19 protein-coding genes are annotated in these 24,265 nt (G+C 65.7%); 9 read left to right on the forward strand and 10 right to left on the reverse strand.

The features are described 5' to 3' along the window. Positions 1–25: 25 nt before the first annotated feature. Complete coding sequence (locus K408_RS0133395) at positions 26–607, reverse strand: hypothetical protein (RefSeq protein WP_024342943.1); 582 nt, start codon at positions 605–607, stop codon at positions 26–28. A gap of 63 nt (positions 608–670) precedes the next feature. Here K408_RS0133395 and K408_RS0133400 point away from each other — a divergent pair, with 63 nt between their 5' ends. Then, positions 671–1,135 (forward strand): hypothetical protein, encoded by a 465-nt coding sequence (locus K408_RS0133400; RefSeq protein ID WP_024342942.1) that lies wholly within the window; start codon positions 671–673, stop codon positions 1,133–1,135. 75 nt (positions 1,136–1,210) lie between these two features. Here K408_RS0133400 and K408_RS0133405 read toward each other — a convergent pair whose 3' ends face one another. Next, entirely contained in the window at positions 1,211–1,717 is a 507-nt protein-coding gene (locus tag K408_RS0133405; RefSeq protein ID WP_024342941.1) for a YciE/YciF ferroxidase family protein, read from the reverse strand. A gap of 431 nt (positions 1,718–2,148) precedes the next feature. Here K408_RS0133405 and K408_RS0133410 point away from each other — a divergent pair, with 431 nt between their 5' ends. The 5 genes from K408_RS0133410 (at position 2,149) to K408_RS0133430 (ending at position 9,441) form a co-directional block, all read left to right on the forward strand. Next, complete coding sequence (locus K408_RS0133410) at positions 2,149–3,231, forward strand: lysylphosphatidylglycerol synthase transmembrane domain-containing protein (protein WP_024342940.1); 1,083 nt, start codon at positions 2,149–2,151, stop codon at positions 3,229–3,231. Positions 3,232–3,324: 93 nt separating this feature from the next. Continuing rightward, entirely contained in the window at positions 3,325–5,277 is a 1,953-nt protein-coding gene (locus tag K408_RS0133415) for an SGNH/GDSL hydrolase family protein (RefSeq protein WP_024342939.1), read from the forward strand. 540 nt (positions 5,278–5,817) lie between these two features. Next, positions 5,818–7,266, forward strand: a complete 1,449-nt coding sequence (locus K408_RS0133420; protein WP_024342938.1) for an aldehyde dehydrogenase family protein — start codon at positions 5,818–5,820, stop codon at positions 7,264–7,266. 186 nt (positions 7,267–7,452) lie between these two features. Next, positions 7,453–8,994, forward strand: a complete 1,542-nt coding sequence (gene garD, locus K408_RS0133425; protein WP_024342937.1) for a galactarate dehydratase — start codon at positions 7,453–7,455, stop codon at positions 8,992–8,994. A gap of 177 nt (positions 8,995–9,171) precedes the next feature. Then, positions 9,172–9,441 carry a hypothetical protein gene (locus K408_RS0133430; RefSeq protein ID WP_024342936.1) on the forward strand — a complete coding sequence of 90 codons (270 nt, stop codon included), beginning with the start codon at positions 9,172–9,174 and terminating at the stop codon, positions 9,439–9,441. A gap of 200 nt (positions 9,442–9,641) precedes the next feature. On the opposite strand, the gene K408_RS0133435 is transcribed toward K408_RS0133430, so the two are convergent. Beyond that, positions 9,642–10,238: a DUF2147 domain-containing protein gene (locus K408_RS0133435; RefSeq protein ID WP_024342935.1), complete on the reverse strand. Its 597-nt coding sequence runs from the start codon at positions 10,236–10,238 to the stop codon at positions 9,642–9,644. Between the two features lie 189 nt (positions 10,239–10,427). Beyond that, positions 10,428–11,456, reverse strand: a complete 1,029-nt coding sequence (locus K408_RS0133440; protein WP_024342934.1) for an NAD(P)/FAD-dependent oxidoreductase — start codon at positions 11,454–11,456, stop codon at positions 10,428–10,430. Between the two features lie 182 nt (positions 11,457–11,638). Between K408_RS0133440 and K408_RS0133445 the strand changes: the two genes are divergently transcribed. After that, the gene (locus K408_RS0133445) at positions 11,639–12,106 is read left to right on the forward strand and encodes an acyl-CoA thioesterase (protein WP_024342933.1); all 468 of its coding nucleotides are present in this window, start codon (positions 11,639–11,641) and stop codon (positions 12,104–12,106) included. Positions 12,107–12,121: 15 nt separating this feature from the next. Here the strand turns inward: K408_RS0133445 and K408_RS0133450 are convergent, their stop codons facing one another. Beyond that, the gene (locus K408_RS0133450) at positions 12,122–12,442 is read right to left on the reverse strand and encodes a 2Fe-2S iron-sulfur cluster-binding protein (RefSeq protein WP_008143731.1); all 321 of its coding nucleotides are present in this window, start codon (positions 12,440–12,442) and stop codon (positions 12,122–12,124) included. A gap of 164 nt (positions 12,443–12,606) precedes the next feature. After that, positions 12,607–12,981, reverse strand: a complete 375-nt coding sequence (locus K408_RS0133455) for an Hpt domain-containing protein (RefSeq protein ID WP_024342932.1) — start codon at positions 12,979–12,981, stop codon at positions 12,607–12,609. Between the two features lie 391 nt (positions 12,982–13,372). Between K408_RS0133455 and K408_RS0133460 the strand changes: the two genes are divergently transcribed. Then, entirely contained in the window at positions 13,373–19,075 is a 5,703-nt protein-coding gene (locus tag K408_RS0133460) for an apolipoprotein A-IV repeat region-like domain-containing protein (RefSeq protein ID WP_024342931.1), read from the forward strand. 104 nt (positions 19,076–19,179) lie between these two features. Here K408_RS0133460 and K408_RS0133465 read toward each other — a convergent pair whose 3' ends face one another. From K408_RS0133465 to K408_RS0133475, 3 genes are read right to left on the reverse strand one after another with little or no spacing between them, the layout of a single operon-like run. Then, positions 19,180–20,040, reverse strand: coding sequence for an MlaD family protein (locus tag K408_RS0133465; RefSeq protein ID WP_024342930.1), 861 nt, complete (start codon positions 20,038–20,040; stop codon positions 19,180–19,182). Positions 20,041–20,056: 16 nt separating this feature from the next. Further along, the gene (locus K408_RS0133470; RefSeq protein WP_024342929.1) at positions 20,057–20,827 is read right to left on the reverse strand and encodes an ABC transporter ATP-binding protein; all 771 of its coding nucleotides are present in this window, start codon (positions 20,825–20,827) and stop codon (positions 20,057–20,059) included. Positions 20,828–20,829: 2 nt separating this feature from the next. Then, positions 20,830–21,963 carry an MlaE family ABC transporter permease gene (locus K408_RS0133475; RefSeq protein WP_024342928.1) on the reverse strand — a complete coding sequence of 378 codons (1,134 nt, stop codon included), beginning with the start codon at positions 21,961–21,963 and terminating at the stop codon, positions 20,830–20,832. A 134-nt stretch (positions 21,964–22,097) separates the two neighbouring features. Between K408_RS0133475 and dgcA the strand changes: the two genes are divergently transcribed. Beyond that, a complete protein-coding gene (gene dgcA / locus K408_RS0133480) occupies positions 22,098–23,093 on the forward strand; it encodes an N-acetyl-D-Glu racemase DgcA (protein ID WP_024342927.1) in 996 nt (331 codons plus the stop codon). On the opposite strand, the gene K408_RS0133485 is transcribed toward dgcA, so the two are convergent. Then, a complete protein-coding gene (locus tag K408_RS0133485) occupies positions 23,063–24,259 on the reverse strand; it encodes an MFS transporter (RefSeq protein WP_024342926.1) in 1,197 nt (398 codons plus the stop codon). The genes dgcA and K408_RS0133485 overlap by 31 nt on opposite strands. Positions 24,260–24,265 lie beyond the last annotated feature (6 nt).

Below are 24,265 nucleotides of genomic sequence, written 5' to 3' on the forward strand. Positions count from 1 at the left end.
CGTTTGATTGCGGCCGATTGCATATCTACGGCAGCAGCGCCTGCGGCAACCTCGCCAGGGTATAGGAGCGCGGCTGGTTGCGCCGGACGAAGCCGCCGACCTGCCAGGCGAACAGCGCGGCAAAGCCGAGAATGAACAGCGCGCCGGCGAACTCGCCGATCACGAGGGCGCGGATCAACAGGCCCGCCATCGCAACAGTCAGCACCGCGAGGCATGCCAGCACCGCCGCATGGGTGATGCGGCCAAGGCCGGCGGTCAGAACCGCGCGGCTGCCCGCTTTCGCCATCCGCGCATGCAATTCGACGATGAATGCGCGAAATCCGCTGTCCTGCGTCGACATCAGCGCCGCAGTCTGCCAACTCGTCGACAGGATCGCGATGCGGCGGCCGCTGGCGTGGGTGACATCGGCGCGAAAACGGTGCTGCTGCATTGAGACCGGGCGGAACGACAGCCGAATCGCAGAGATCTCGTCGTAGCGCCACAAGCCCTGGCGCCCGGCGATGTGCCAGGACAGTCCCTCCTCAGTCAGTTCGAAGCGGTGCGCCGAGCCGATCAGCGACGCCTTGTAGGCGTAGCTCGTGGCCGGCGCGGCCTCAGAACCCAGCATCTGGCATCAGTCCCGTCCGCGATCGCCTTGCGCGGTCGCCCTCGCCCATCCTACAAGCGAGGCATGGCTGAGACGACCTTTTTCCCGCGCCGCCTGATTCTCGGTGCCGCAATGATCTCCGGAGTGTTGCTCGCGCTCGCGGTCCACATGCTGGGCGCACGCTATGGGCTCGATCTCGGCGGCCTCTGGCGCGGCGACACACGAGAGTTCATACCCGCAGGCGCGGCGATCGCCTGGTGGCTGATCGCCACGGTCGGCATTTCCGGCGGCTATTTCACGGCGTCATTGATGCAGAGCGCGGTCTCCGGACAGATCCCGCAACGGATGCGGCAATTCCTGATCGCCGTCGGCGTGCTGCTGCTCGCGGGCGCCGGCCAGGCCGCTTCGGCGCCGAGCCCGATCCCGACCGTCTCAGGGGTGCTCGCCGGGCTTGCTGCGCTGTGCCTCGGCGCCGTGATGGCTTTCTGCGGCGCGCACTTCGCGTTGCGACGCGCTGACGGGCTGCGCCGACCCATGCGGCCACGCTGATCCCAGCCGAGTGACGCGCATCAAAAGAAGACGCCGCGCGTGCGCGCGGCGTCGGTCGGCGACATACCTTGGTAGCTAGCTCGCCGCGCGCAAATTGACCTTGCTCTCGGCGAGAGTCGTCAGCTTCTTGTCGGTCGCCTTTTCCTCCTCGAGCGTCTTGGCAAGCACTGCTGCGCAGTCGCTGCGGCCGAGCTGCTTGGCCCAGGCGATCAGGCTGCCGTAGCGGACGATCTCGTAGTGTTCGGCGGCCTGAGCTGCATTGATCAGCGCTGCATCGAGCACCGCCTTGTCCGCAACTTCGCCGGCGGTCTCGTCCGCTTCCTCGATGATGCCGTCAATGGCCGGGCAGTCGACCGCCTTCGCCGCGACGCCGTGCATCTTGAACACTTCCTCGAGGCGCGCGACGTGCTGCCTGGTTTCTTCAAGGTGCGTCAAAAAGCCCTGTTTCAGCTGCGGATCGGTGGCCTTGCTTGCCATCTTTGGCAGCGCCTTGGTGAGCTGCTGCTCGGCGTAATAGATGTCCTGGAGCTGATGCACGAACAGGTCGTTCATGGTCTTGATGTCTTTTGTGAACAGTCCCATCGTTCCGATCCTCTCGGGTTTCGGGAACACGACGGCGCGGGCTTGCAGGAGAAAGCCGCTTATTTCGCCATGTTCGATTGCTGATCGAGCCCAACGAGTACGGAGCATCGACGTTCCAAAAAACGCCGGCAGCGCTTGCGCTGGAACAAGGCGGACGGCGCGAGGATTTGAAATCGTGTCGGCACACCGGATGCGCGAGGGCAGCGAATGTTTCGCGACTCATATGCTTAACGCGGGTCGGATATGAACCGCATATGACAAAAGTGGCCGCTCGAACGCAGAACCTGTTGCTGTCAAGGGCTGCACAAGCCGCTGTTTTTGCCTTAAATGAGCTGGATCATGCCTAGCGATCGATGCCTGCCTTTGGCCGTGATCGAACCCGATTGGCCAATACCTGGTCCGGTCGGTCTTTGCCCCCGCCGGGAGGATGAATGCACGGACTGCTGACCGCGCTGCAACGCGGCTTCAAGAGATGGATTGGCTGGCGACGGCTCGGCATTGCCGCGAGCATCCTGATCATCGCCTTCGCGATCACCACGCTGGTGCGAACCCTCAAGGGCATCGATACCGCGGTCATCCTGACGGCGTTGACCGAGATTCCCCGCGGCAATATCGGGCTGGCGGCGATCTGCGTCTTCTTCGCATTCTGCACGCTGACCTTCTACGACTATTTCGCCTTGCGAACGATCGGCAAGAAGCATGTGCCCTATCGCATCGCGGCGCTCTCCAGCTTCACGTCCTATTCGATCGGCCACAACATCGGCGCCACGGTATTCACCGGCGGCGCGATCCGTTTCCGGATCTATTCGGACTACGGGCTGAACGCGATCGACGTCGCGAAAATCTGCTTTCTGTCGGGCCTGACCTTCTGGCTCGGTAACATCTTCGTGCTCTCGATCGGCATGGCCATCCATCCGGATGCCGCCTCCTCGATGGATCAGCTCCCCGCCTCGATCAACCGCCTGATCGCGCTCGGTGGCCTCGCCTCGATCGGCGCCTATCTGGTCTGGCTGTGCATGGGCGAGAAGCGCCGCGAACTCGGCCAGAAGGGCTGGAAGGTGGTGCTGCCGTCGGCATCGCTGACATTGGTGCAGATCCTGATCGGCGTGGTCGATCTCGGCTTCTGCGCCATGGCCATGTACCTGTTGATGCCGGCCAATCCGCCGATCGACTTCATGTCGCTTGCGGTCGTGTTCATTCTGGCGACCCTGATCGGCTTTGCCAGCCATGCGCCCGGCTCGATCGGCGTGTTCGATGCGGCCATGCTGGTGGCGCTGCCCCAATTCGGTCGAGAGGAGCTTCTGGCGACGCTCCTGGTGTTCCGCATCCTCTATTTCGTCGTCCCGTTCGGCCTCGCCATCTCGATCATGGGCACGCGCGAGCTCTGGATGAACGTGGTCGCCCCCTGGCAGGAGCGGCGGCGCCTGGCGGAGGCCTGCGCCCAGGCCAATCTGCCCAAGCAGGTGGCCGCGATGGAGCGCGAGCGGACGCTGCGGCGGGCCGGCAAGCGATAGGCCCCTTTTCCTGGGCCCGTCAGACAAAGGTTGCAGGCGGCGGAGCAATCCTCTCTTATTTCCGCCTCAACTTTGCCGTTGAAGACCCGGGCCATGATCCCTGTATCCCTTCGCACTTTCTCCGCAGGCGCCCTGCTGCTTTCTGGAATTCTGACGTGTTTGCCGCCCGGTCGCGCCGCCGCGCAGGACGCCGGTGCCATGCAGATCAATTGGGAGGTGCGCAACCGCTTCCGGCTGTTCCGCGAGGAGCGCGACTTCCTGCTCCACGTCGAGAACGCGCGTGACCGCAGCATTCTCGCCGCCGAGCAATCGCTGGAGCTGCAGAGCGAAGGCCGCGGCTGGGCCCGCAACGCGGTCAACCGCCTCTGCATCGACCTCCAGGGCCGGGTCAACCAGCCTTGCACCCGCGACAACGTCAAAGAGAACTACATCACACCGATCGATCATCCGGTCACCGTGCGCCTCACGGGTGCGGTGCCGGTCGGCGCCACCTGTGCATGGTCGTTCGACGACGGCGACGGGCCGCAACAATCGACCTTCGACTGCGCCGAGCCGATCAATCTGCGCGTCCGCTACGGCAAGCAGACCGTCGCGACGGTCGACGTCTCCTCGGGCTCCGATCCGACCCAGCGCATCCAGACCGAGATTCAGGTCCGCGACATCTTCATCGCCGGCCTCGGGGACAGCATCGCCTCCGGAGAAGGCAACCCAGACCGGCCACTGGCGCTGGCGGACGAAGGCTTCTGCTTCCGCTCCTATCTCGGCACCGCCGGCGCGCAGTATTACCGGCCGAGCCGCCAGGGCTTCAAGGGCGGCCGCGCCTGCGAGGCGCCGGATACGCTGGCCAACTGGCAACGCTACAGCGCGCTCTGGTTCAACGCGCCTTGCCACCGCTCGCTCTACAGCTACCAGGCGCGCACCGCGCTGGCGCTCGCCCTGCGCTATACGCACATCGCGGTGACCTTCCTGCCACTCGCCTGCACCGGCGCCAGCATCAGCGATGGGCTGCTGGGCTCGCAGCGCGCCCGCGAATGCGCGCCCGGCAAGACCGGCGTGTGCAACACCAGCGTGAACGCCCAGGTCGCCGAGCTGCGCGAAGCGCTCGCCGCGGCAAAGAAACGCCAGCCCGACCGCACGCTCGATCTCGTGCTGCTGTCGGTCGGCGCCAACGACGTCTACTTCTCCGGCCTCGTCGCCGACGTCATCGTCGATACCGCGACGGAGCGCGCGCTGTTCCGCCGCTCCGGCGTGATGGCGACCGTCGATGATTCCCGCGATGCGCTGGTGCGCGAACTGCCGCAGAAATTCGCCAGGCTGCGCGAGGCGCTCAAGCCGCTCGTCGGCGGCGACCTCTCGCGCGTGGTCTATGTCTCCTACGCCAATCCTGCGCTCGCCGACGGCGGCGTGCCCTGCCGCGGCGGCCGTGCCGGCTTCGACATTCATCCATCGTTCAATGCCGATCCGCAGCGGCTCGCCCGTGTCTCGACCTTCGTCGATACGGAATTCCTGCCGCAGCTGAAGGGGCTCGCCACCTGCAGCCGGGGCGCGCTCTGCCGCGATCCCGAAGCCGACCGCATGACCTTCGTCGATGCGCACCAGGCCGCGTTCGCCGATCACGGCTTCTGCGCCCATTCGGGCAATGATCCCGAATTCGACCGGACCTGCTTTGCCGAGAACGGCCAGAGCTTCAATCCCGATATCGTGAGCGCGGCGAGCCAGCCGATGCTTTGCGGGCGCGGCGCCTCGGAATACCGCGCCTACCTGCCGCGCGCGCGCTGGATCCGCGATGCGAACGACAGTTATTTTGCCGCAATGACCTATCCGCAGGGCTTGCCGGCAGCGAGCCAGCCGACCGACATTCACGACGCGACCTGGGGCGTGCTCTCCGCCGTCTATGGCGGCGCCGTGCATCCGAGCGCCGAAGGACATGCTGCAATGGCGGATGCCGCGCTGCCGGCCGCGAGCGCGGTGCTCGGGCTGGACGCGGTGCCGCCAAGCGTGACGCGCGGATTCCTGCCGCAGCTGCTGCCGGGCACGCAGCAATAGGGTCGAGCGCGGGCTCGCGCCATACCGTCGGTGCGATCAATCCAAGAGCGACATCGATCGATGCTTCCTTGAACCTGGACAGTTCGCGGCGCCCGCCCCTAGGACTCGATTGAGAAAATCATGACGCTCCAACATTCCTCCTGAAGGCTCCGGCGCTAGCTCGGCCAGGCAACTCAACGGCGGCTCACCAGTCGCCGTCTTTGCATCGGGGGTGATCTCGATGCTCCACTCGCCTCGGCTGACATGGGGCTTTGGCCTGGACGTGCATCGAGCGCTCCCCTGTCCATGACGGCGGAAGAACTTCATCCGGCCGATAGGCGCCCCTGAATCACGGCTCGGCATCAATGTCGACGCGCAGCCATCGAGGCCGCGCACGAATTCCACAAGAAGCATGGACTTCGCGTCCGGGATGGGGCTATGGCCATACAGGACCCGATCAAACGTCCGGGCCTCGTGCGTTAGAAAACTTCAGGCGCGATCCCGGAGCGCGGACACCGGTTTTCCGATACGATCATGCCCCTTGAACAAGGAGGAAAGAAGATGACAGCGATCCTGAAGAACTTCATCGGCGGCGAATGGGTCGACGGTTCCGGCATCACCAGGAACATCAATCCCTCCAACACCAACGATCTCGTCGGGGAATATGCCAAGGCGGACAAGGCGCAGACCGAGAAGGCGATAGCCGCCGCCAAGGCCGCCTTTCCCGCCTGGTCGCGTTCCACGCCGCAGGAGCGCTATGACGCGCTGAACAAGATCTCAATCGAGATCCTCTCGCGCAAGGAAGAGCTCGGCCGGCTCCTCGCCCGAGAGGAAGGCAAGACCTTGCCGGAAGGTATCGGCGAGGTCGGTCGCGCCGGCCAGATCTTTGCGTTCTTCGCCGGCGAGGCGCTGCGGCTGATCGGCGAGAAGGGCGCCTCGGTTCGTCCCGGCATCGACGTTGAGCTCACCCGCGAGCCGGTTGGCGTCGTCGGCATGATCACACCCTGGAATTTCCCGATCGCGATCCCCGCCTGGAAGATCGCGCCGGCGCTCTGCTACGGCAACACCGTCGTGTTCAAGCCGGCCGAGCTGGTGCCCGGCTCGGCACATGCTTTGTCCGAGATCATCACCCGCTCCGGCATTCCAGCCGGCGTGTTCAACCTCGTCGTCGGCTCCGGCTCGGTGGTCGGCCAGACCTTGCTCGAGCATCCGGACGTCGCCGCGATCTCCTTCACCGGCTCGGTGCAAACCGGGCGCAAGATCGCGCAGGCCTGCGTGCTCTCGAACCCCATGAAGAAATTTCAGCTCGAGATGGGCGGCAAGAATCCGCTGGTCGTGCTCGACGACGCCGACCTCAAGACCGCCGTCGAGGTCGCCGTCAACGGCGCCTATTTCTCCACCGGCCAGCGCTGCACCGCCTCCTCGCGCCTCATCGTCACCGAAGGCATCCACGACCGCTTCGTCGCGGCGGTCGCCGAGCGCCTCAACAGCCTGTCGGTCGACGACGCGCTCAAGGCCGGCGTGCATATCGGCCCCGTGGTGGACCAGAACCAGCTCGACCAGGACCTCCGCTACATCAAGATCGGCCAGGACGAGGGCGCCAGGCTCGCCTTCGGCGGCGAGCTGCTCAAGCGCGACAACCCCGGCCACTACCTCCAGCCGGCCCTGTTCACCGAGGCCAACAACAACATGCGCATCGCGCGCGAGGAGATCTTTGGCCCGGTCGCGGCCGTCATCCGTGCCAAGAACTACGAGGAGGCGCTCGCGATCTCCAACGACACCGAGTTCGGCCTCGCCTCCGGCATCTGCACCACCAGCCTGAAATACGCCTCGCACTACAAGCGCAACAGCGAGTCAGGCATGGTGATGGTCAACCTGCCGACCGCCGGCGTCGATTATCACGTGCCGTTCGGCGGCCGGAAGGGTTCGAGCTACGGCGCCCGCGAGCAGGGCTCCTACGCCCGCGAGTTCTATACCACGGTGAAGACGGCTTATACGTTTCCGGGCTGACGAGCGATCTTCACGCAGCGGCGGAGGTGCCGACCTCTCCCTCTGGGAGAGGTCGGATCGCACATCGATCGGGTTACGCCCTCTCCTGCAAGCCGCTGCCCCTCACCCGCGCCTCCGGCGCGACCGATCCCCTCCGGGGAGAGGTAAACGAAAACACGGCTTCTTCCGTTCTTGAGACAAGCGCAGATGGACCAGGACGTCGCAGCGAAAGAGCAGCCCCGCTACATCAGGCTGAACGAGCGCGACAATGTCGCGATCGTGGTCAACGATTTCGGGCTTCCCGCCGGCTCGCGCTTTGCGTGCGGGCTGACGCTGCGCGCCTTCGTGCCGCAGGGGCACAAGGCTGCTTTGGTCGATATTGCGGAAGGCGCGCCGATCGTCCGCTATGGCGAAATCATCGGTTACGCGCTGTCGCCGATCCTGGCCGGCGAATGGGTCGATGAAGCGCGCATCCGCATGCCGGAGGCCCCTGCCCTCGACAAGCTCGAAATCTCGACCGCCGTCCCTGCGCCGCTGCCGCCGTTGGAAGGCTTCACCTTCGAGGGTTATCGCAATCCGGACGGCTCGGTCGGCACCAAGAACATCCTCGGCATCTCCTCCTCGGTGCAATGCGTCAAGGGCACGATGGAATATGCGGTCAAACGCATCCGCGCCGAGCTGCTGCCGAAATACCCTGGCGTCGACGACGTCGTGCCGCTGACGCACGCCTATGGCTGCGGCGTCGCCATCGCTGCGCCTGACGCTGTGGTGCCGATCCGCACTTTGCAGAACCTCGCGCTGAATCCGAATTTCGGCGGCGAGATTCTGGTCGTCGGTCTCGGCTGCGAGAAGCTCGCCCCCGAACGGCTGGTGCCCGAAGGTGTCAGCGATGCCATCGTGCGCATGCAGGACGAGGCCTTCGACGGCTTTGGCGCGATCGTCGAAGCGATCATGACCCAGGCCGAGGCGCGGCTGAAGGTGCTCAACGCCCGCAAGCGCGAGACCTGCCCCGCTTCCGATCTCGTCATCGGGCTGCAATGTGGCGGCAGCGACGCGTTTTCCGGCGTGACTGCAAACCCCGCCGTCGGCTTCGCCGCGGATCTCCTGGTGCGAGCCGGTGCCACCGTGATGTTCTCGGAAGTGACTGAGGTGCGAGACGCCATCCAACTGCTCACGCGGCGCGCCATCAACGAGGACGTCGGCCGCGCACTGGTGCGCGAGATGGCCTGGTACGATTCCTACCTGGCCCGTGGCGGCGCCGACCGCAGCGCCAACACCACGCCCGGCAACAAGAAGGGCGGCCTCGCCAACATCGTCGAAAAGTCATTGGGCTCGATCGTGAAGTCCGGATCATCCGCGATCGCCGGCGTGCTCTCGCCCGGCGAGAAGGCAACGCAGAAGGGCATGCTGTTTGCGGCAACGCCTGCCTCCGACTTCATCTGCGGCACGCTCCAACTCGCCTCCGGCATGACGCTGCAGGTGTTCACCACGGGCCGCGGCACGCCTTATGGGCTTGCGGCCGCGCCCGTGATCAAGGTGGCAACCCGCAGTGAGCTCGCCCGCCGCTGGAAGGACCTGATCGACTTTGACGCCGGCAGCATTGCCACCGGCGAGAAGACCATCGAGGAATGCGGCTGGGACCTGTTCCGCCTGATCCTCGATGTCGCCTCCGGCCGCACCAAGCCGTGGTCGGATCGCTGGGGCATCCACAACGATCTCACGCTGTTCAATCCGGCGCCGGTGACCTGAGTCTTCGCGAAACCGTCCGGAAACATTGACGCGGAGAACTTCGTCATCGTTTCGTCCGGTCCCATCACGCAATCAAATAGGTTCGCTCACGGACACAGGAATGTTCGCGCACGAGCGAACCTGTTCCGGCATCGAGGCGACCAAACCTCCGATTGACATTGTCCACGGAGATTTCCAATGCGTGTTCTCTCGATGATTGCCGTCGCCGGCGCCATGATTGCGAGCTCGGCCGGCGCCTTCGCGACCGAGCTTCCCTCTTACGAAGTGACCTCGTTTCCGATCACGGCGACCCAGGTGCAGGTGCTCGGCGGCGCCGGCGTGGAGGAGCAGTCGGCAAGTCCCACGATGATCGTCGCCGGCATGCCTGCCTCTCCAGCGCAGGTCGCGGTGCTGTCGCCGCGCGCGAAGCGGCTTGCGAGCGCAGGTTCTGACAGCAAGGCTCGCTGAGCCTCGTCCTCTCGGTCCGGGTTAGGCCCTCCGCGCCACTCGGACCGACGCACGTCTACACCATGCTGGCCGGCGTCAAGCTGCACACGCGGACGGCCGTCGACACCGTGCTTCCCTGCCCTGCGGCGCCTGTTCGTTTTCGACGATACAAACTCATCGCCCAGGGTTTGGATCTGATGAGGGACCGCGAAAGGTGTCGTTTACTGCTTGGGCGCCGGCGCCATCATCGCGCCGCCCTTCTTGGGCGCGGGGGACGGTTGCTTTGCAGCCGCCGCCTGCGCCGGAAGATATTTTGCGACGATGGCAGGATCCACCTGCGCGATGTAGGCATCCGGCAGGCGCGTCCAGGTCTCGTCCTTGCCGAGCAGCGAAATGCCGAGATAGCCGCGCAGGGTCAGGGTCTGGCCGTCGGGGCTGACCTTCATGTTGGCCTTCCAGATCTGGCCGTCGCGCGGATTGAGCACGTTGCCGCCTTCGTACTTCAATCCTTCACGCTTCATGTTGCGGACGAAGGAGATGCCCAGCACTGGCGCATTCTTGCGATCGTCGGTGCACTTGGAGCAGACCTCGTTCGGATCGTCGGTTGGCCGCGGGAAGGTCTTCGCGATCACGCCTTCGAAGACGCCGTTACGGTCGACGAAGAGGAACCATCCGACAGTCTTGCCGTCTTCGACCTTCTGCCACAGGCCCGCCGCGGTGGGCTCGGCCGTCTGCGCTGCGGACGGTGTCACCGCCGCGAGCGGAAATGCGAGCGCGAGGAAGGAGAGCAGCCGAAAGCTGAAAACGAGTGTCCGCATTGTCATCACCTTGCTGAGCCAATCACCTTGCCGGGCCAAGACTTCGCAGAGCCAAGACTTTGCTGAGCCAAGACTTTGCCGAGCCAAAAAGCTGGCCGAGCCTACAATTGGAATGGCCGCAGACTACGGCGATTTCGCGAACGGTTCCAGCACCAGAAACATGGGGCATCGCCGCCCCGGTCCGTTCCGTCAGTTGACACCAAGCTTCTTTTGGAGGCTGGAGGACGACGTCGTGTATTGGAACACGAGCCGCTTCTCCGGATAGACGTAGCGATGGGCTTTTTGCGACATCAGCGCGCCCTCGTGGAAGCCGCACAGGATCAACTTGATCTTGCCGGGGTAGGTATTGATGTCGCCGATCGCGAAGATGCCTGGCACGTTGGTCTCGAAGGCGGATGTTTCGACCGGCACCAGATTGTTCTCCAGCGCAATGCCCCAGTTCGCGACCGGGCCGAGCTTCATGGTCAGCCCGAAGAACGGCAGCATGGTATCGCAGGCAATCTCGGTGATGCTGTTGTCGTTCCCCTTGACGGTCGCGCCGGTGAGCTTGCCGTCAGCGCCCGAGAGCGCGGTGACCTGGCCGAGCCGCAGATCCATCTTTCCGCCGGCGACCAGCGCTCGCATCTGCTCGACGCTGTGGGGTGCGGCGCGAAACTCGTCGCGACGATGCAGCAGCGTGATGCGCTTGGCAATCGGATGCAGATTGAGGGTCCAGTCCAGCGCGGAATCGCCACCGCCGACGATCAGCACGTTCTTGTCGCGGAACGTCTCCATCTTGCGCACCGCGTAGTGCACCGACGTGCCCTCATAGGCCTCGATGCCCGGCACCGGCGGACGCTTGGGCTGGAAGGAGCCGCCGCCGGCCGCGATCACCACGACCTTGCATTCGAACACCTTGCCGGCATCGGTGGTGCAGCGGAACGCAGGATCGCCGATCTTCTCCACGGTCTCGACCATCTCGCCGAGATGGAAGGTCGGGTGAAACGGCTTGATCTGCTCCATCAGCGCGTCGGTGAGGCCCTGGCCCGAAACCTGCGGAATGCCGGGGATGTCGTAGATCGGCTTTTCCGGATAGAGCTCGGCACACTGGCCGCCGACCTTGTCGAGGATGTCGACGAAATGCGCCTTCATGTCGAGAAGGCCGAGCTCGAAGGCGGCGAACAGACCGCAGGGGCCGGCACCAATAATCAGCACATCGGTTTTGATCGCGTCGCTCATGTCGTCTCTTTGTCTGTCGTTATCGGTTGGACGGCGCCCGCCGGGCAGAGGTGACCCTGCCTGTCTAGCCAACGGGGGTGGATCAGGGAAGGCATAAAAGCGGGAGCGCCCCGCAGCCACCCCCACTTGCCGGCGCAGGATAACTGAGCTGTAACGGGATGCGATATGACGGAGATCAATCGGTGAACGCACCAAGCCGCCTCGATACGACGCCGCGCCTGGAGGACTATCCCTACCGCCTCAGCGACAACGTCCGCTTCGGCGATCTCGATCCCAACCAGCACGTCAACAACGCGGTCTACGCAACCTATTTCGAGACCGGGCGCGTCACGCTGATGAAGCTCCCTGAATACGGCCTGACCCCGCCGGGCCTCGCGTGGATCATGGTGCGCCTCGACATCCATTTCCGCGCCGAGCTGCATTGGCCCAACACGATCGAGCTTGGCCTCGGCGTGGTGAAGCTCGGAAGGACATCAGTCACCTTCGAGCAGGTCGTGTTCTCGGAAGGAAAATGCATCGCATCGGCGACATCGGTCGGCGTCATGATCGACGAAGCGACGCGGCGGCCGACGCCGCTGACGGCAGAGGTGATCGAGAAGCTCAGACCGTGGCACAAGCGCGGCATCGAGGTCGCGCCGCCGAGCATCTAGCGCAAATAGGGACGATCAGGCCTGCCGTTCCGGCGTCGCGACCACGAGCCCGTCGAGTTCGTCGGAGACCTTGATCTGGCAGGACAGGCGAGAATTCGGACGCACGTCGAAGCCGAAATCGAGCATGTCCTCTTCCATCGGCGTGGGGCTGCCGACCTTCTCGCGCCAGGCTTCGTCGACATACACATGGCAGGTCGCGCAGGCACAGGCGCCGCCGCATTCGGCCTCGATGCCGGGAATGCTGTTGCGGATCGCGGCTTCCATCACGGTTGCGCCGTTCTCGATTTCCACCGTGCGGGTTTCGCCCTTGTGGTCGACAAAGTGAATCTTGGCCATGTGTGCTCGTGCTGCAGCGGTACTGGGAATGAAGGAGGGTCCGGCTGTCCTATAACGGGTCGATAAGCCCGGCGCCATAGCGTTTTGATCCGAAATCAATCCCGCTTTGCGGGAAGAACCCCCGTCAAAACAAAAGACTAGAACCCGGCGCTGACCGTATCGGCTTACGGCTTCAGGATCGCCTCGATGGCGGCGCGAGCCTCCGTCACCGCCTCTTTCAGGGCGGCGAGGGCATGGGGCCGCCCGTGCCCGGTGCGGACCGCGGTCTCCAGGCTGGCTGCGGCATCGGCCACCGCGAAGGCGCCGATCCCTCGCGCCGAACCCTTCAGCTTGTGCGCGAGCGCGCCGGTCTCGGCCGGCACCGACGTCATCGCCGCGAGCAGACGAACCGCCTGCTCGGCGAACATCGCCAGCACTTCCTGTTCCAGCTCGGTGTCCCCGAGCGTCATCCGGGAGAGGTGATCGAGGTCAAGCGGGCTTTCGATCGGTGCAAGCGGGGGCGACGGCATCCAATCCATCCGTTGCAGTTCAGGAGTCATCGCGGGCCCCGGCGTTGCGCACCCGCCGGTCCGGCGGTCAGGTTCCCCTGACCCAAGCATGAAAATGGTTAATGAAGTGTTTGGGCTGCTTGACGCACATCCGCCCGGTTATTGACGAAAAGTTGCCGCAATCAATCGAGTTCGGTGGAGAATTTCATTTATTGCTAAGGCGTTACGCAGCGCTCCTGTTAACGATGATTAAGATTGTCTTAATCGCAGGCATTTCATTCGCAACGCTCTGCCAATAGGATGTTGCGGAAATTGGCGGACAAGCCGTCCGGGTGGGGACGGCTCGGAGATCCGCGTAAGCGGCATGATCCGGTCTGTGGGCTTGCGCGGCGCGCAGGGCTCGCGGGGGGACGCGTACAAGTAACGAGGGCTCGGACTGAACATGGCGAACACTCCGAAAAAGGTCAAAGACCCCACAGAAGTTGCGCTTTCTGCGATCCAGGAAGCCCTGAACATCAGTGACACGGCTGCCGATACCAGCCGCAACGCCACCATGCGCAACGAAGCGGCGCCTGCTGTACCGCCCGTGCCTCCGGTTTTCGATGAACCGAGCTTCGAGCCGCGACCGGCCGCCAACGAGCGGTCGACCGTGTTCGATGCAGTCGAGGAGCCGCTCTCATCGCGCCGCCCCGCGAATGACGACCGCGAGACCATCGGCCAGCTGCTCCAGGCGCTTCAGAAGGGCCGTCCTGCCCGCAGTGTCTACACCTTCGCCACCATCTTCGCCGGCGTCTGGCTCGCCGCCTGCGCCGCGCTGACCATCGGCTTCCTGCCGTCGATCCAGACCGCCATGGGCCAGAGCGGCGGGGTCCTCGTCATTGCCGGCCTGATTGCGATGGTGCTCGCGCCGATCATGCTGTTCTACTTCCTCGCCAGCCTCGTCTGGCGCGGACAGGAAATGCGCATGATCGCGCAGGCGATGGCGCAGGTCGCGATCCGCTTCTCCGAGCCGGAAGGCTCGGCCTCCGATTCCATGGTCACCGTCGGCCAGGCCATCCGCCGCGAGGTCGCCGCGATGGGTGACGGCATCGAGCGCGCGATTGCGCGCGCAGGCGAGCTCGAGACGCTGGTTGCCAACGAGGTCGCCGCGCTCGAACGCGCCTATTCCGACAACGAGGTGCGCATTCGCGCCCTGCTTCAGGACATCGCCCATCAGCGCGACAACCTGGTCGGCCAGGCCGAGCAGGTCCGCAGCGCCATCTCCGGCGTCCAGATCGACCTGCGCCACGACATCGCGCTAATCTCGGACGCGATCGCCTCGCGCGTCGACGAGGTCGCCAAGTCCATCACCGGCGCACTGGAAGAGCGCGGTGCCCACATCACGCAGGCGCTGAGCAATGCCGGCGACAACATGATCCTGGCTCTCGGCGAACGCGGCGGCGACCTGCTCGACCGCCTGGAGGAAGCCAGCAACGAGACCACGCGCGCCGTACTCGATGCGAGCGAGCGGCTGACCACCAGCCTCAACTTCAAAACCGGTCACGTCCACGACGAGTTCGTCGATCTCGCCGACCGCGTCCATGAGATGCTGAACGAGCGCATCGACCGCATCACCGGCGAATTCGAGCAGCGTTCCGCCGCTATCGTCGACGGCATCTCCGAGCGCACCGAGCAGGTGCACGATTCCCTGAAGAACTCGTCGGACTCGCTGCTGCTGGAGCTCGAGCTGCGTTCCAACGACATCTCGGCCAAGATCGACGATGCCGGCAACCGCCTCGCCGGCCAGATCATGACGAGCGGCGACAAGGCCAGCGAAGCGCTCGACGCCACCGTCAACGCTCTGGTCGCCAAGGTCGTCAGCCAGACAGAGACAGCCCACGATTCGCTGTCGCTGCAGATGAGTGCCTTTGACGAGCTGGTGCGGAACCAGGGCACCGAGCTGGTCGAGAAGTTCGCCCGCGACTCCGGCACGCTGGGCGCGCTGATCACGCGCCACATCTCCGAGTTCGACCGCACCGTGAAGACCTTCGGCGGCGAGATCGTCGAGCGCATGGGCCAGCGCACGCAGGACATCGCCGAGACGCTCAAGACCTATGTCGACAATTTCGACAGCCGCTTCACCTCCAACGGCGGCGAGATAACCGCGGTGCTCGACCAGCGCCTCGTGCAGTTCGAGACCACGATCGGCGAACGCGTCAGCAACCTCGACGCCTCGCTGAACGGCAAGATCGCCAGCCTCGACGGCACGATCGAAGGCCACATCAGGACCTTCGACGAGCAACTCGTCGGCCGCGTCGCCGCGATCGAGCACTCGTTCGACACCCGCGCGAAGTCCATGACCGAAACCATCGACGGGCGCATCAACACTCTGGCGACATCGTTGACCGACGGTGCCGCACAGGCGATCCAGTCGATCGACTCCCGCCTGACCCACCTGACGACGACGCTCACCGGCGGCGCATCGCAGGCCATCGAAACCATCGATGCGCGCCTCAACCTCCTCACGAGCTCGCTCACCGACGGTGCGTCGCAGACCATCCAGTCGATCGATACCCGCCTGACGCATCTCACGACGACGCTCACCGGCGGCGCGACCCAGGCGCTCGAATCGATCGACTCCCGCCTCACCTACCTGACCACCGCGGTCACGAACGGCGCCTCGCAGGCCGTACAGTCGATCGACACGCGTCTGACCCTCCTCACCTCGACCCTCACCGACGGCACCGCGCAGGCGATCGAGGCGGTCGACCGCCGCATCACCGGCGTCACCGAGATCATCGACGGCCGCAGCATGCATCTGACCGACACGGTCACCGCGCGCTTCCAGGAGATCCAGCAGGCCATCGAGACCAAGGTCGGCTCGGTCGCCAGCGACATCGACGTGCGCGTGGCGCAGTTCGAGGACCTGCTCGGCTCGCGCGTCGAGGCCGTCGCCGGCCGCATCGAGAGCAGCGGACGCCAGGCCAGCGAGGACATGATGTCCCGCGCCGAGATGATCTCGACCGCGATCCGCTCGCATGTCGAGGACGCCGAGCGCTCGCTCACCAACCTCGTCGTCAACACCAGCGAGACGATCCAGACCGGCGCGCGCACCGCCCAGCAGTCGCTGCTGACAGTCTCCTCCGACGTCAACGCCCAGCTCAAGATGACCTCGGCCGAGGTCGAGCAGGCGCTGACTGCGGTGGGCACAGGCGCGGCGAACTCGATCCTGACCAGCGCCCGCGAAGCGCAGTCGACGCTGGTCGCGGCATCGGGCGAGGCCTCCAGCCAGATCAAGGGACTCGCGGCCGACGTCGAACGCACGCTGTCGGCGGCTGGCTCCGCCACCGCGGCCTCGATCCTGGCCGGCGCCCGCGAGGTGCAGACCACCCTCGTCACGGCGTCGTCGGATGCGGCCAACCAGGTGAAGACGCTCACCGCCGACGTGCAGCGTTCGCTGTCGATGGCCGGCACCGCTACGGCGGAATCGATCACCGCAGGGGCCCGCGATGCGCAGAGCGCCTTGATCGCGGCTTCGACCGAGACTGCCAACCAGATCAAGGCGCTGTCCTCGGACGTGCAGCGCTCGCTCACGATGGCGGGCACCTCGACGGCCGAGACCATCATGAGCGGCGCCCGCGAAGCCCAGAGCACGCTGGTCACGGCGTCGTCGGACGCGGCGAGCCAGGTCAAGTCGCTGGCGGCCGAGGTGCATCGTTCGCTCTCGCAAGTCGGTCAGTCGACCGCCGAGACGATCACCAGCAGCGCCCGCGACGCCCAGAGCACCCTGCTCGCGGTCTCGGCCGAACAGACCAACCAGGTCCGTTCGCTCGCGGCCGAGATGCAGCGCGCGCTGGCAACCGCCGGCGGCGCCACCATCGAGGCGCTCACCAGCGGCGTTCGCGAGGCCCAAACCTCGCTCGTCTCCGCCTCGACCGATGCGGCGACCCAGATCAAGTCGCTGACGACGGACATCGAGCGCACGTTGACCGCGGTCGGCGCCGACACCGCCTCGACCATCCTCAACAGCGCGCGCGAGGCGCAGATCTCGCTGACCTCGACCTCGGCCGACGCCGCGAGCCAGATCCGTTCGATCTCGACCGAGATCGAGCGCACGCTGAGCGCGGCCACCGCCAACGCGACCAACGACATCCAGACCAGCGCGCTCAACGCCCAGAACGCGCTGATCTCCGCCTCCAACGAGGCGAGCTCGCGCGTCAAGTCGAGCTCGGCCGACGTCGAGCGGTCGGTGCTCGCCGCCAGCTCCAGCTTCGGCCAGGCCATGACCGGCAAGACCGACGAGATCGTCACCTATGTGACGCAGCAGGCCGATCGCCTGTCGAACATGATCGACGCCAAGCGCGGCGCGCTGGTGGACGCGATCGGCTCGAAGGCCAGCCAGCTCACGCTCGACATCGACCGCGTCACCTCCGACGCGCTGAAGTCGATCGAGACGCGCGGCCAGGCCTTCTCGCAGACCATGATGGGCAACGGCTCGGAAGTCGCCCGCACCATCAATGCGGCGAGCGAGATCGCCACGACCGCGGTCGGCAAGTCGCTCAAGGACCTCGAGCAGGCCTCGCGGTCCGCGATCGACCAGTCGCGCCAGGTTTCGATCGCGGCCGTCACGGAGATGCAGGAGACCAGCAAGATCTTGCGCACCGACACGGTGGCCCTGTTCGAGCGCCTGCGCGAAGGCAACATCCTGCTCCAGGAGGTGCTGACCGGTGCGCACGACAACCTCAACTCGCTCGAGCGGGCGCTGGTGACGCGCGTCGCCGACTTCGTCTCGGCGATGAACGACGTCACCTCGCGCAATGGCGCTGCGACGCAGAACCTGGAAGAGCAGCTCAACGTCTTCAACAGCAAGACCACGAAGGCGCTGCAGGATCTCGGCGAGCTGTCGACCCAGTTCGACAAGCACGGCCAGGCGCTGGTCGAGGCCGCCCAGGTCGTCGAGCAGAGCAACAAGAACACCACCGCCTCGCTCGCCGAACGCAAGCAGGCGCTGGAATCGCTCGTCACCACCATCGACCTGCGAACGGCCGACCTCGACCAGCGGCTGTCGCGCTTCACCGGCCTGCTCGATGAATCGCTGGCGGCGGCCGAAGAGCGCGCCCGCGACATCGCCCGCGTCGTCGCGGAGACGGCCGGCGCAGGCTCTGCCGCGATCACCCGCCAGTTCGAGGCGGTGCGCGCGGCGTCCGAGGAGGAGCACCGGCAGACCATCGAGACCATGCACGACATCTACCGCCAGACCACGGACGAGGCGGATGCGATGTTCAAGCAGTCGACCGAGAAGTTCACCAATCTGGTCGCCAGCATGAAGCAGATGGCCCTCGAGATGCACAACGAGCTCGAAGCCACCCGCAATGAGCTGCGCCGCGGCGTGCTCGAGATGCCGCAGGAGGCCGCCGAGAGCACGGCGCAGATGCGCAAGGTGATCGTCGACCAGATCGAGGCGCTCGCCGAGCTCAACCGCATCGTGGCTCAGCACGGCCGCGGCCTCGACGTCACCACCGCTGGCCGTGCCGGCGTCCATCGCCAGGAGGAGCCGGTGCTGGCCGCTGTCGGCGGCCGGCCGCCCGAGACCCGCACGCGCGACACCGGCAGCGCCTCGACGCTGCCGCCGCCGGACCTCGGCATGCCGGCGCCCCGCCGCACCGAAGCGCCGCCGGTGGCGCCCGCCAGCAACGATCAGGGCCGCGACGGCTGGCTATCGGACCTGCTCAACCGTACGGACGCCCACCAGGGCGCCCCGGCCGGACGTGAGGCCCCGCGCGGCCGCGCTGCACCCGCACCGCAGCCGCAGGCACCGCAGGGTGGCGGCAATCCGCTGGAATCGCTGTCGCTCGACATCGGCCGGCTGATGGACCGCAACCTCGCCGCCGAGATGTGGGATCGCTACCAGCGCGGCGAGAACAAGGCCTTCACCAAGCGCCTGTACACGCCCGCCGGCCAGAAGGCCTTCGACGAGGTCGCCCGCAAGTACCGCGCCGACCGCAACTTCAAGGGCACGGTCGACCGCTACGTGGTCGAGTTCGAGCGGCTGCTCGATGAAGTCGCCCGCGACGGCCGCGGTCCGCAGGAGCTGCGCACTCACCTGATCTCGGAGACGGGGCTGGTGTACACGCTGCTTGCGCATGCGGCCGGACGGCTGGGGTAGCACCGAGCGCGAGCAACCAGTGGAACGGAGGCCGCTCGGCCTCCGTTTTCGTTTGGGGATTGTCGTGAGAGCAACCTATTCGCTACTCACCATTCGCCGAACCACTACCGCCTCGGCACCGGCTTCGGCGGCTCGGGCGGCGGAGCCGGCTGCGACGAGTTGCTGGCGCCGAACAGGACTCGGGTCGGGTTACGGTCGAAATTGTTCACGGCCCGGCTGATGTCGCCGAGGGTGCGGCGGCCGTCGGCCATCAGCGCGCCCGAGCGCTTGTCGAAATCTTCGGCGAGTTCGCGGATCGATTTCACGGCCTGGAACAGCTCGCCGCCGTCCTTGCCGCCGGCCAGCGTGTTGAGGCCGAGCATGAGGTTGTCGGCCTTGAGCATCACGCCGTCGACCTTGGCCATCACGCCGTCGATCTTCTCGGAGTTGCGGGCGAGCGAGTTGGTGAAGGTCTCGAGATTCTTCAGCGAGTTCTTCACCGACTCCTGGTTGTCGGCGACGATCTTGTTGATGTTCTGCAGCGTGCCGCGGATCGCCTCGGTGACGTCCTGAAGCTTGTTGGGATCGGCGGTGAGCATCGGGATGCCGTCCTGATCGAGCGGCGGTGGGGGCGCGGCCTCGTCGCCGCCCTTGAGCGAGATCGCGGCGACGCCTGTCAGGCCCTGGAATTCGAGGCCGACCAGCGTGTCCTTGCGGATCGGGGCGTTGTTCTCGATCATGGCGAGTGCGACAACCCGCCGCGGGTTGTCCAGCTTCACCGAGACCACCTCGCCGACCCTGATACCATTGAAATTGACGCTTCCGCCGTTGCGCAGGCCGGCCGCGGGCCCCTCGAACACGACGCGCAGCGGACTGCGCTGCTTGGTGGTGTGCAGCGACTGGAACCACAGCACGAAGCCGATCGCCGCGGCGATCACCGCCAGCGTGAACGACCCGATCAAGATGTAATTCGCCCGCGTTTCCATCAGGTGCTCCGGCTACTCAACTCATGACCGCGCGGGCGCGCTTGCCATGGAAATACTGCCTCAGCCAGGGATGCTGCGAGGCCTGCATGTCGGCGATCGACCCTGCCGCAATGATCTTACCGTTCCCTAAAACGGCGATGCGATCACATGCTGTGTAAAGGCTGTCGAGATCGTGCGTTACCATGAAAACCGTCAGCCCCAAAGTGCGCTGGAGGGTCCGGACCAGCTCGTCGAAATCGCCGGCGCCGATCGGATCGAGGCCCGAGGTCGGCTCGTCCAGGAAGACGAGATCCGGATCGAGCGACAGCGCGCGCGCCAGCGCGACGCGCTTGATCATGCCGCCGGAAAGTTCCGAGGGGAAACGCTCGGCGACTTCAGGCTTGAGACCGACCATGGCGAGCTTGGCCATGGTGATCTCGTCCATCAGCCGCTGCGAGACGCGCAAATATTCGCGCATCGGAAACTGGATGTTCTGCCTGACCGTCAGCGAGGAGAACAGCGCGCCCTGCTGAAACAGCACGCCCCAGCGCCGCTCGACGTTGCGGCGCTGCGATGTGCTGGAGGAATCGAGGTCGACGCCGAACACCTCGATGGAGCCTGCGACCTTCGGCACGAGGCCGATGATGGTGCGCGTCAGCACCGACTTGCCCGCACCGGAGGGGCCGACGAAGCCCAATATCTCGCCGCGCTTGACGTCGAGATTGAGCCCGTCGAGCACGCGCGTTTCGCCGAACTGCACGGTGATGCCGCGGACGCGGATGATGGGATCCTGGATTTCCCCGACCATGGTCACATCCCGATCGAGGCGAAGAAAATGGCGAAGATGCCGTCCATGACGATGACGAAGAAGATGCCTTTCACAACCGACGCCGTCGTGTGCTGACCGAGCGATTCCGCGCTGCCCTGCACGGCGAGCCCTTCGACGCAGGCGACGATGCCGATCACGGCAGCCATGACCGGCGCCTTGACGATGCCGACGATGAAATGGTCGATCGAGATGGCATCGCGCAGGCGCAGCAGGAAGGCTTCCGGCTGGACGCCGCCATAGAGCCAGGCCACCAGACCGCCGCCATAGAGCGCGGCCATCGCGCCGAGGAAGGCGAGGATCGGCAGCGCCAGCACGAGGGCCATCATGCGCGGCAGCACCAGGACCTCGATCGGATCGAAGCCCATGGTGCGCAGTGCATCGATCTCCTCCCGCATCTTCATCGAGCCGAGCTCGGCGGTGTAGGCGCTGCCCGAGCGTCCGGCGACCATGATGGCGACGAGGAGCACGCCGATCTCGCGCAACACCAGCACACCGAGCATGTCGACGACGAAGATGTCTGCGCCGAAGCGGCGGAAATGGAAAATGCCTTGTTGCGCGATGATGCAGCCGATCAGGAAGGTGATCAGCACGATGATCGGCACCGCGCGCCAGCAAACCTGCTCCATGTGGTGCACGGTCGAGGTCAGACGGAACGAGCGAGGGTGGACCAGGACGCGAAAGCCCGCCGCGAGCACCGCGCCGAGCATGTCGACCAGGCCCGCCACGGTCCCGGCGATGCCGGCCACCGTCCGGCCGATCTGCTCCAGCATGCCGCTGATGGTGATCGGGCTGCTGTCGACCACGGGGGTCGCCCGGACGCGCCGCACTTCGTCGACGAGGCTGGAATAATTGGCCGAGAGGCCGGCAATCTGCGCCTCGACGGCACCTTGGGTCAGGCTGCGGCGCAGCCGCTCGATCAGCCAGGCGCCGAAGGTGTCGAGCTTGGCGACCTCCGAGACGTCGATGAAAATGCTTTGCGGGGTGCCTGCGAGCTTCTCGGCGTCCGCCACCATGCGCTCCAGGACGGGCGCGAAGCTCGCCGTCCAGGTTCCGGTCGCGCAAAGTGCCAGTGCGTTGCCCTTGGCAATCCGTTCCAGCTTCGGATCGCTGCTCAAAATGTCCGCTCCCGTACCGGGGCGGAGGAAATCAGATGGTTGCGCACGCGCCCTTACCCAGAGAAGGTATCCCCAAGTGGTTAATGTTAGTTGCTACAGGTAACTAGCAGGTTCAGATTTCGCCAGAGTTCAAAATGACTTCCACGAAATTTCATGGTCTGGCGGTGCGAATCGAGCGCTTCCCGATCGCGGGCAGCTTCACCATCAGCCGGGGCGCCAAAACCGAAGCCGTGACGGTGGTGGCGGAGGTGAGCCAGGACCGCCTGACGGGCCGCGGCGAGTGTGTGCCCTATCCCCGCTACGGCGAGACGCCCGAGGCGACGCTGGCCGCCATCCAGGCCATGCAGCAGGCGGTCGCGGGCGGGCTGACGCGGGAGGCCCTCCAGGCTGCCATGCCCGCCGGAGCGGCCCGCAACGCATTGGATTGCGCCCTGATCGACCTTGAAGCCAAGTCGGCCGGCCTGCGAGCCTGGAACCTGCTCGGCCGCCCGGAGCCCCGCGAGCGCACCACCGCCTACACGATCTCGTTGGGCACCCCCGAGGCCATGGCCGCCGCGACCGCCCAAGCGGCGCATCGGCCGCTGCTCAAGATCAAGCTCGGCGGCGACGGCGATCCTGAGCGAATCGCGGCGGTGCGCAAGGCCGCCCCCGAATCGGAGCTGATCGTCGATGCCAACGAGGCCTGGAGCGAGACCAATCTGGAGCGCAACCTCGCCGCCTGCGCCGAAGCCGGAGTGACCCTGGTGGAGCAGCCGCTGCCATCCGGCAAGGACGAGGCACTGGCGCGGATCAAGCGCCCGCTCGCGGTCTGCGCCGACGAGAGCGTGCATGACCGCTCTTCGCTGGCGCCGTTGCGCGAGCGCTATGACGCCGTGAACATCAAGCTCGACAAGACCGGCGGCCTCACCGAGGCGCTGGCCATGGCCGATGCGGCGCGCGCGCTCGGCTTCGAGATCATGATCGGCTGCATGGTTGCGACCTCGTTGTCGATGGCGCCTGCGATGCTGGTGACGCCGCATGCGCGCTTCGTCGATCTCGACGGTCCCCTGCTGCTGGCGCGCGACCGCGATCACGGGCTGCGTTATGACGGCAGCCTGGTCTACCCGCCGGATGCCTCGCTGTGGGGCTGAGCCTTGAGCCGGTGCCGCGCCGACCAGATCAGAAGCGCCCCGGCTGCGGCCATCGCGGCCATGACGTAATAGACGCTGTCGCCGATGTGCGCGTAGATCGCGCCTGACGCGATCGAGGTCGCCGCTCCGAGCAGCCCGTTGCACGCGGCGTAATAGCCCTGCCCGCGTGCGATCTGATGCGAGGGTACACGCTGCACCAGGAGACTCATGGTGCCGAGGATGGTCATGCCGAAGCTGAAGCCGTGGCCGAGTTGGGCGATCGCGAGCAGCGCGAGCGGCGGCTCGCTGGCGGTGACGATCCAGCGCACAACGGCGCTCAAACCGCCGACCGCCATCAGCGTGGACGGCTGCAGCGAGAAGCGCGGCGACAGCGCGAACACGACGATCTCGGCCAACACGCCCAGCGTCCACAGGGTCGCGATGGTCAGTCCGCTGAGACCCTGAAGCTGCCAGTTGATCGCCGAGAAGGTGTAGAAGGCGATGTGGCTGCTCTGGATCAACGCCGCCGATGCGATCACGGCCCAGAAGGCGGCATCGCGCAGCAGCGCCTTGCCGGCGTGCCTCTCCGGCGCCCGCCGCCCGGGATCGTCGAGCGGCTGAAGCAACAGGCTGGCGAGAACCGCGACGACGGCCCAGGCGACGATGACCCAGATCAGGTCGCGCGGTGCGATGAGGTCGACAAGATAGCCGCAGGCGAGCGATCCCGCCGCGAACGCCGCCGAGCCCCATAGCCGCAGGGGTCCGTAGTCGAGCCCGTAGCGCGCAACACCGCGCAACGCATAGGCATCGGTCAGCGGCATCGTCGGCGTCCACATCATGCAGGTCAGCGCGTAGATCAGGAACAGCGCCAGCGGCTGCTGCTGCAGGCCTACGACCGAAAACCCGACCGCCGTCGCCAGCACCGACACCATGATGCCGGCGCGGATGGCATGTCGCTTTTCGGCGAAGGCCGTGACCTGCGGCAGCGTGGTGAAGCGCGTGATCGCCGGCAGCGCGTTGATGAGTCCGATCCAGGCCGCGTCGATGCCGATCGCCTTCAGCCATACCGGAAAGAACGGCATATGCGTGCCGAGAACCGCAAAGAAGGCCGAATAGAACACCGCGAGGCTCACGGCGAATCGCCGCTTCTGCACTGCCGCGATGGGGATTTGTGATTCGGACTGCATCAAACC

The sequence above is a fragment of the Bradyrhizobium sp. in8p8 genome, assembly GCF_000426845.1.
In the GTDB taxonomy this organism is placed as follows: domain Bacteria; phylum Pseudomonadota; class Alphaproteobacteria; order Rhizobiales; family Xanthobacteraceae; genus Bradyrhizobium; species Bradyrhizobium japonicum_C.

What these genes read in the sequence shown, in the direction of transcription:
- K408_RS0133440 (WP_024342934.1), bottom strand. Translation starts at nt 11,456, where the DNA reads ATGAGCGACGCGATCAAAACCGATGTGCTGATTATTGGTGCCGGCCCC.
- K408_RS0133465 (WP_024342930.1), bottom strand. Translation starts at nt 20,040, where the DNA reads ATGGAAACGCGGGCGAATTACATCTTGATCGGGTCGTTCACGCTGGCG.
- K408_RS0133410 (WP_024342940.1), top strand. Translation starts at nt 2,149, where the DNA reads ATGCACGGACTGCTGACCGCGCTGCAACGCGGCTTCAAGAGATGGATT.
- K408_RS0133485 (WP_024342926.1), bottom strand. Translation starts at nt 24,259, where the DNA reads ATGCAGTCCGAATCACAAATCCCCATCGCGGCAGTGCAGAAGCGGCGA.
- garD (WP_024342937.1), top strand. Translation starts at nt 7,453, where the DNA reads ATGGACCAGGACGTCGCAGCGAAAGAGCAGCCCCGCTACATCAGGCTG.
- K408_RS0133405 (WP_024342941.1), bottom strand. Translation starts at nt 1,717, where the DNA reads ATGGGACTGTTCACAAAAGACATCAAGACCATGAACGACCTGTTCGTG.
- K408_RS0133460 (WP_024342931.1), top strand. Translation starts at nt 13,373, where the DNA reads ATGGCGAACACTCCGAAAAAGGTCAAAGACCCCACAGAAGTTGCGCTT.
- dgcA (WP_024342927.1), top strand. Translation starts at nt 22,098, where the DNA reads ATGACTTCCACGAAATTTCATGGTCTGGCGGTGCGAATCGAGCGCTTC.
- K408_RS0133470 (WP_024342929.1), bottom strand. Translation starts at nt 20,827, where the DNA reads ATGGTCGGGGAAATCCAGGATCCCATCATCCGCGTCCGCGGCATCACC.
- K408_RS0133395 (WP_024342943.1), bottom strand. Translation starts at nt 607, where the DNA reads ATGCTGGGTTCTGAGGCCGCGCCGGCCACGAGCTACGCCTACAAGGCG.
- K408_RS0133450 (WP_008143731.1), bottom strand. Translation starts at nt 12,442, where the DNA reads ATGGCCAAGATTCACTTTGTCGACCACAAGGGCGAAACCCGCACGGTG.
- K408_RS0133455 (WP_024342932.1), bottom strand. Translation starts at nt 12,981, where the DNA reads ATGACTCCTGAACTGCAACGGATGGATTGGATGCCGTCGCCCCCGCTT.
- K408_RS0133420 (WP_024342938.1), top strand. Translation starts at nt 5,818, where the DNA reads ATGACAGCGATCCTGAAGAACTTCATCGGCGGCGAATGGGTCGACGGT.
- K408_RS0133415 (WP_024342939.1), top strand. Translation starts at nt 3,325, where the DNA reads ATGATCCCTGTATCCCTTCGCACTTTCTCCGCAGGCGCCCTGCTGCTT.
- K408_RS0133435 (WP_024342935.1), bottom strand. Translation starts at nt 10,238, where the DNA reads ATGCGGACACTCGTTTTCAGCTTTCGGCTGCTCTCCTTCCTCGCGCTC.
- K408_RS0133430 (WP_024342936.1), top strand. Translation starts at nt 9,172, where the DNA reads ATGCGTGTTCTCTCGATGATTGCCGTCGCCGGCGCCATGATTGCGAGC.
- K408_RS0133400 (WP_024342942.1), top strand. Translation starts at nt 671, where the DNA reads ATGGCTGAGACGACCTTTTTCCCGCGCCGCCTGATTCTCGGTGCCGCA.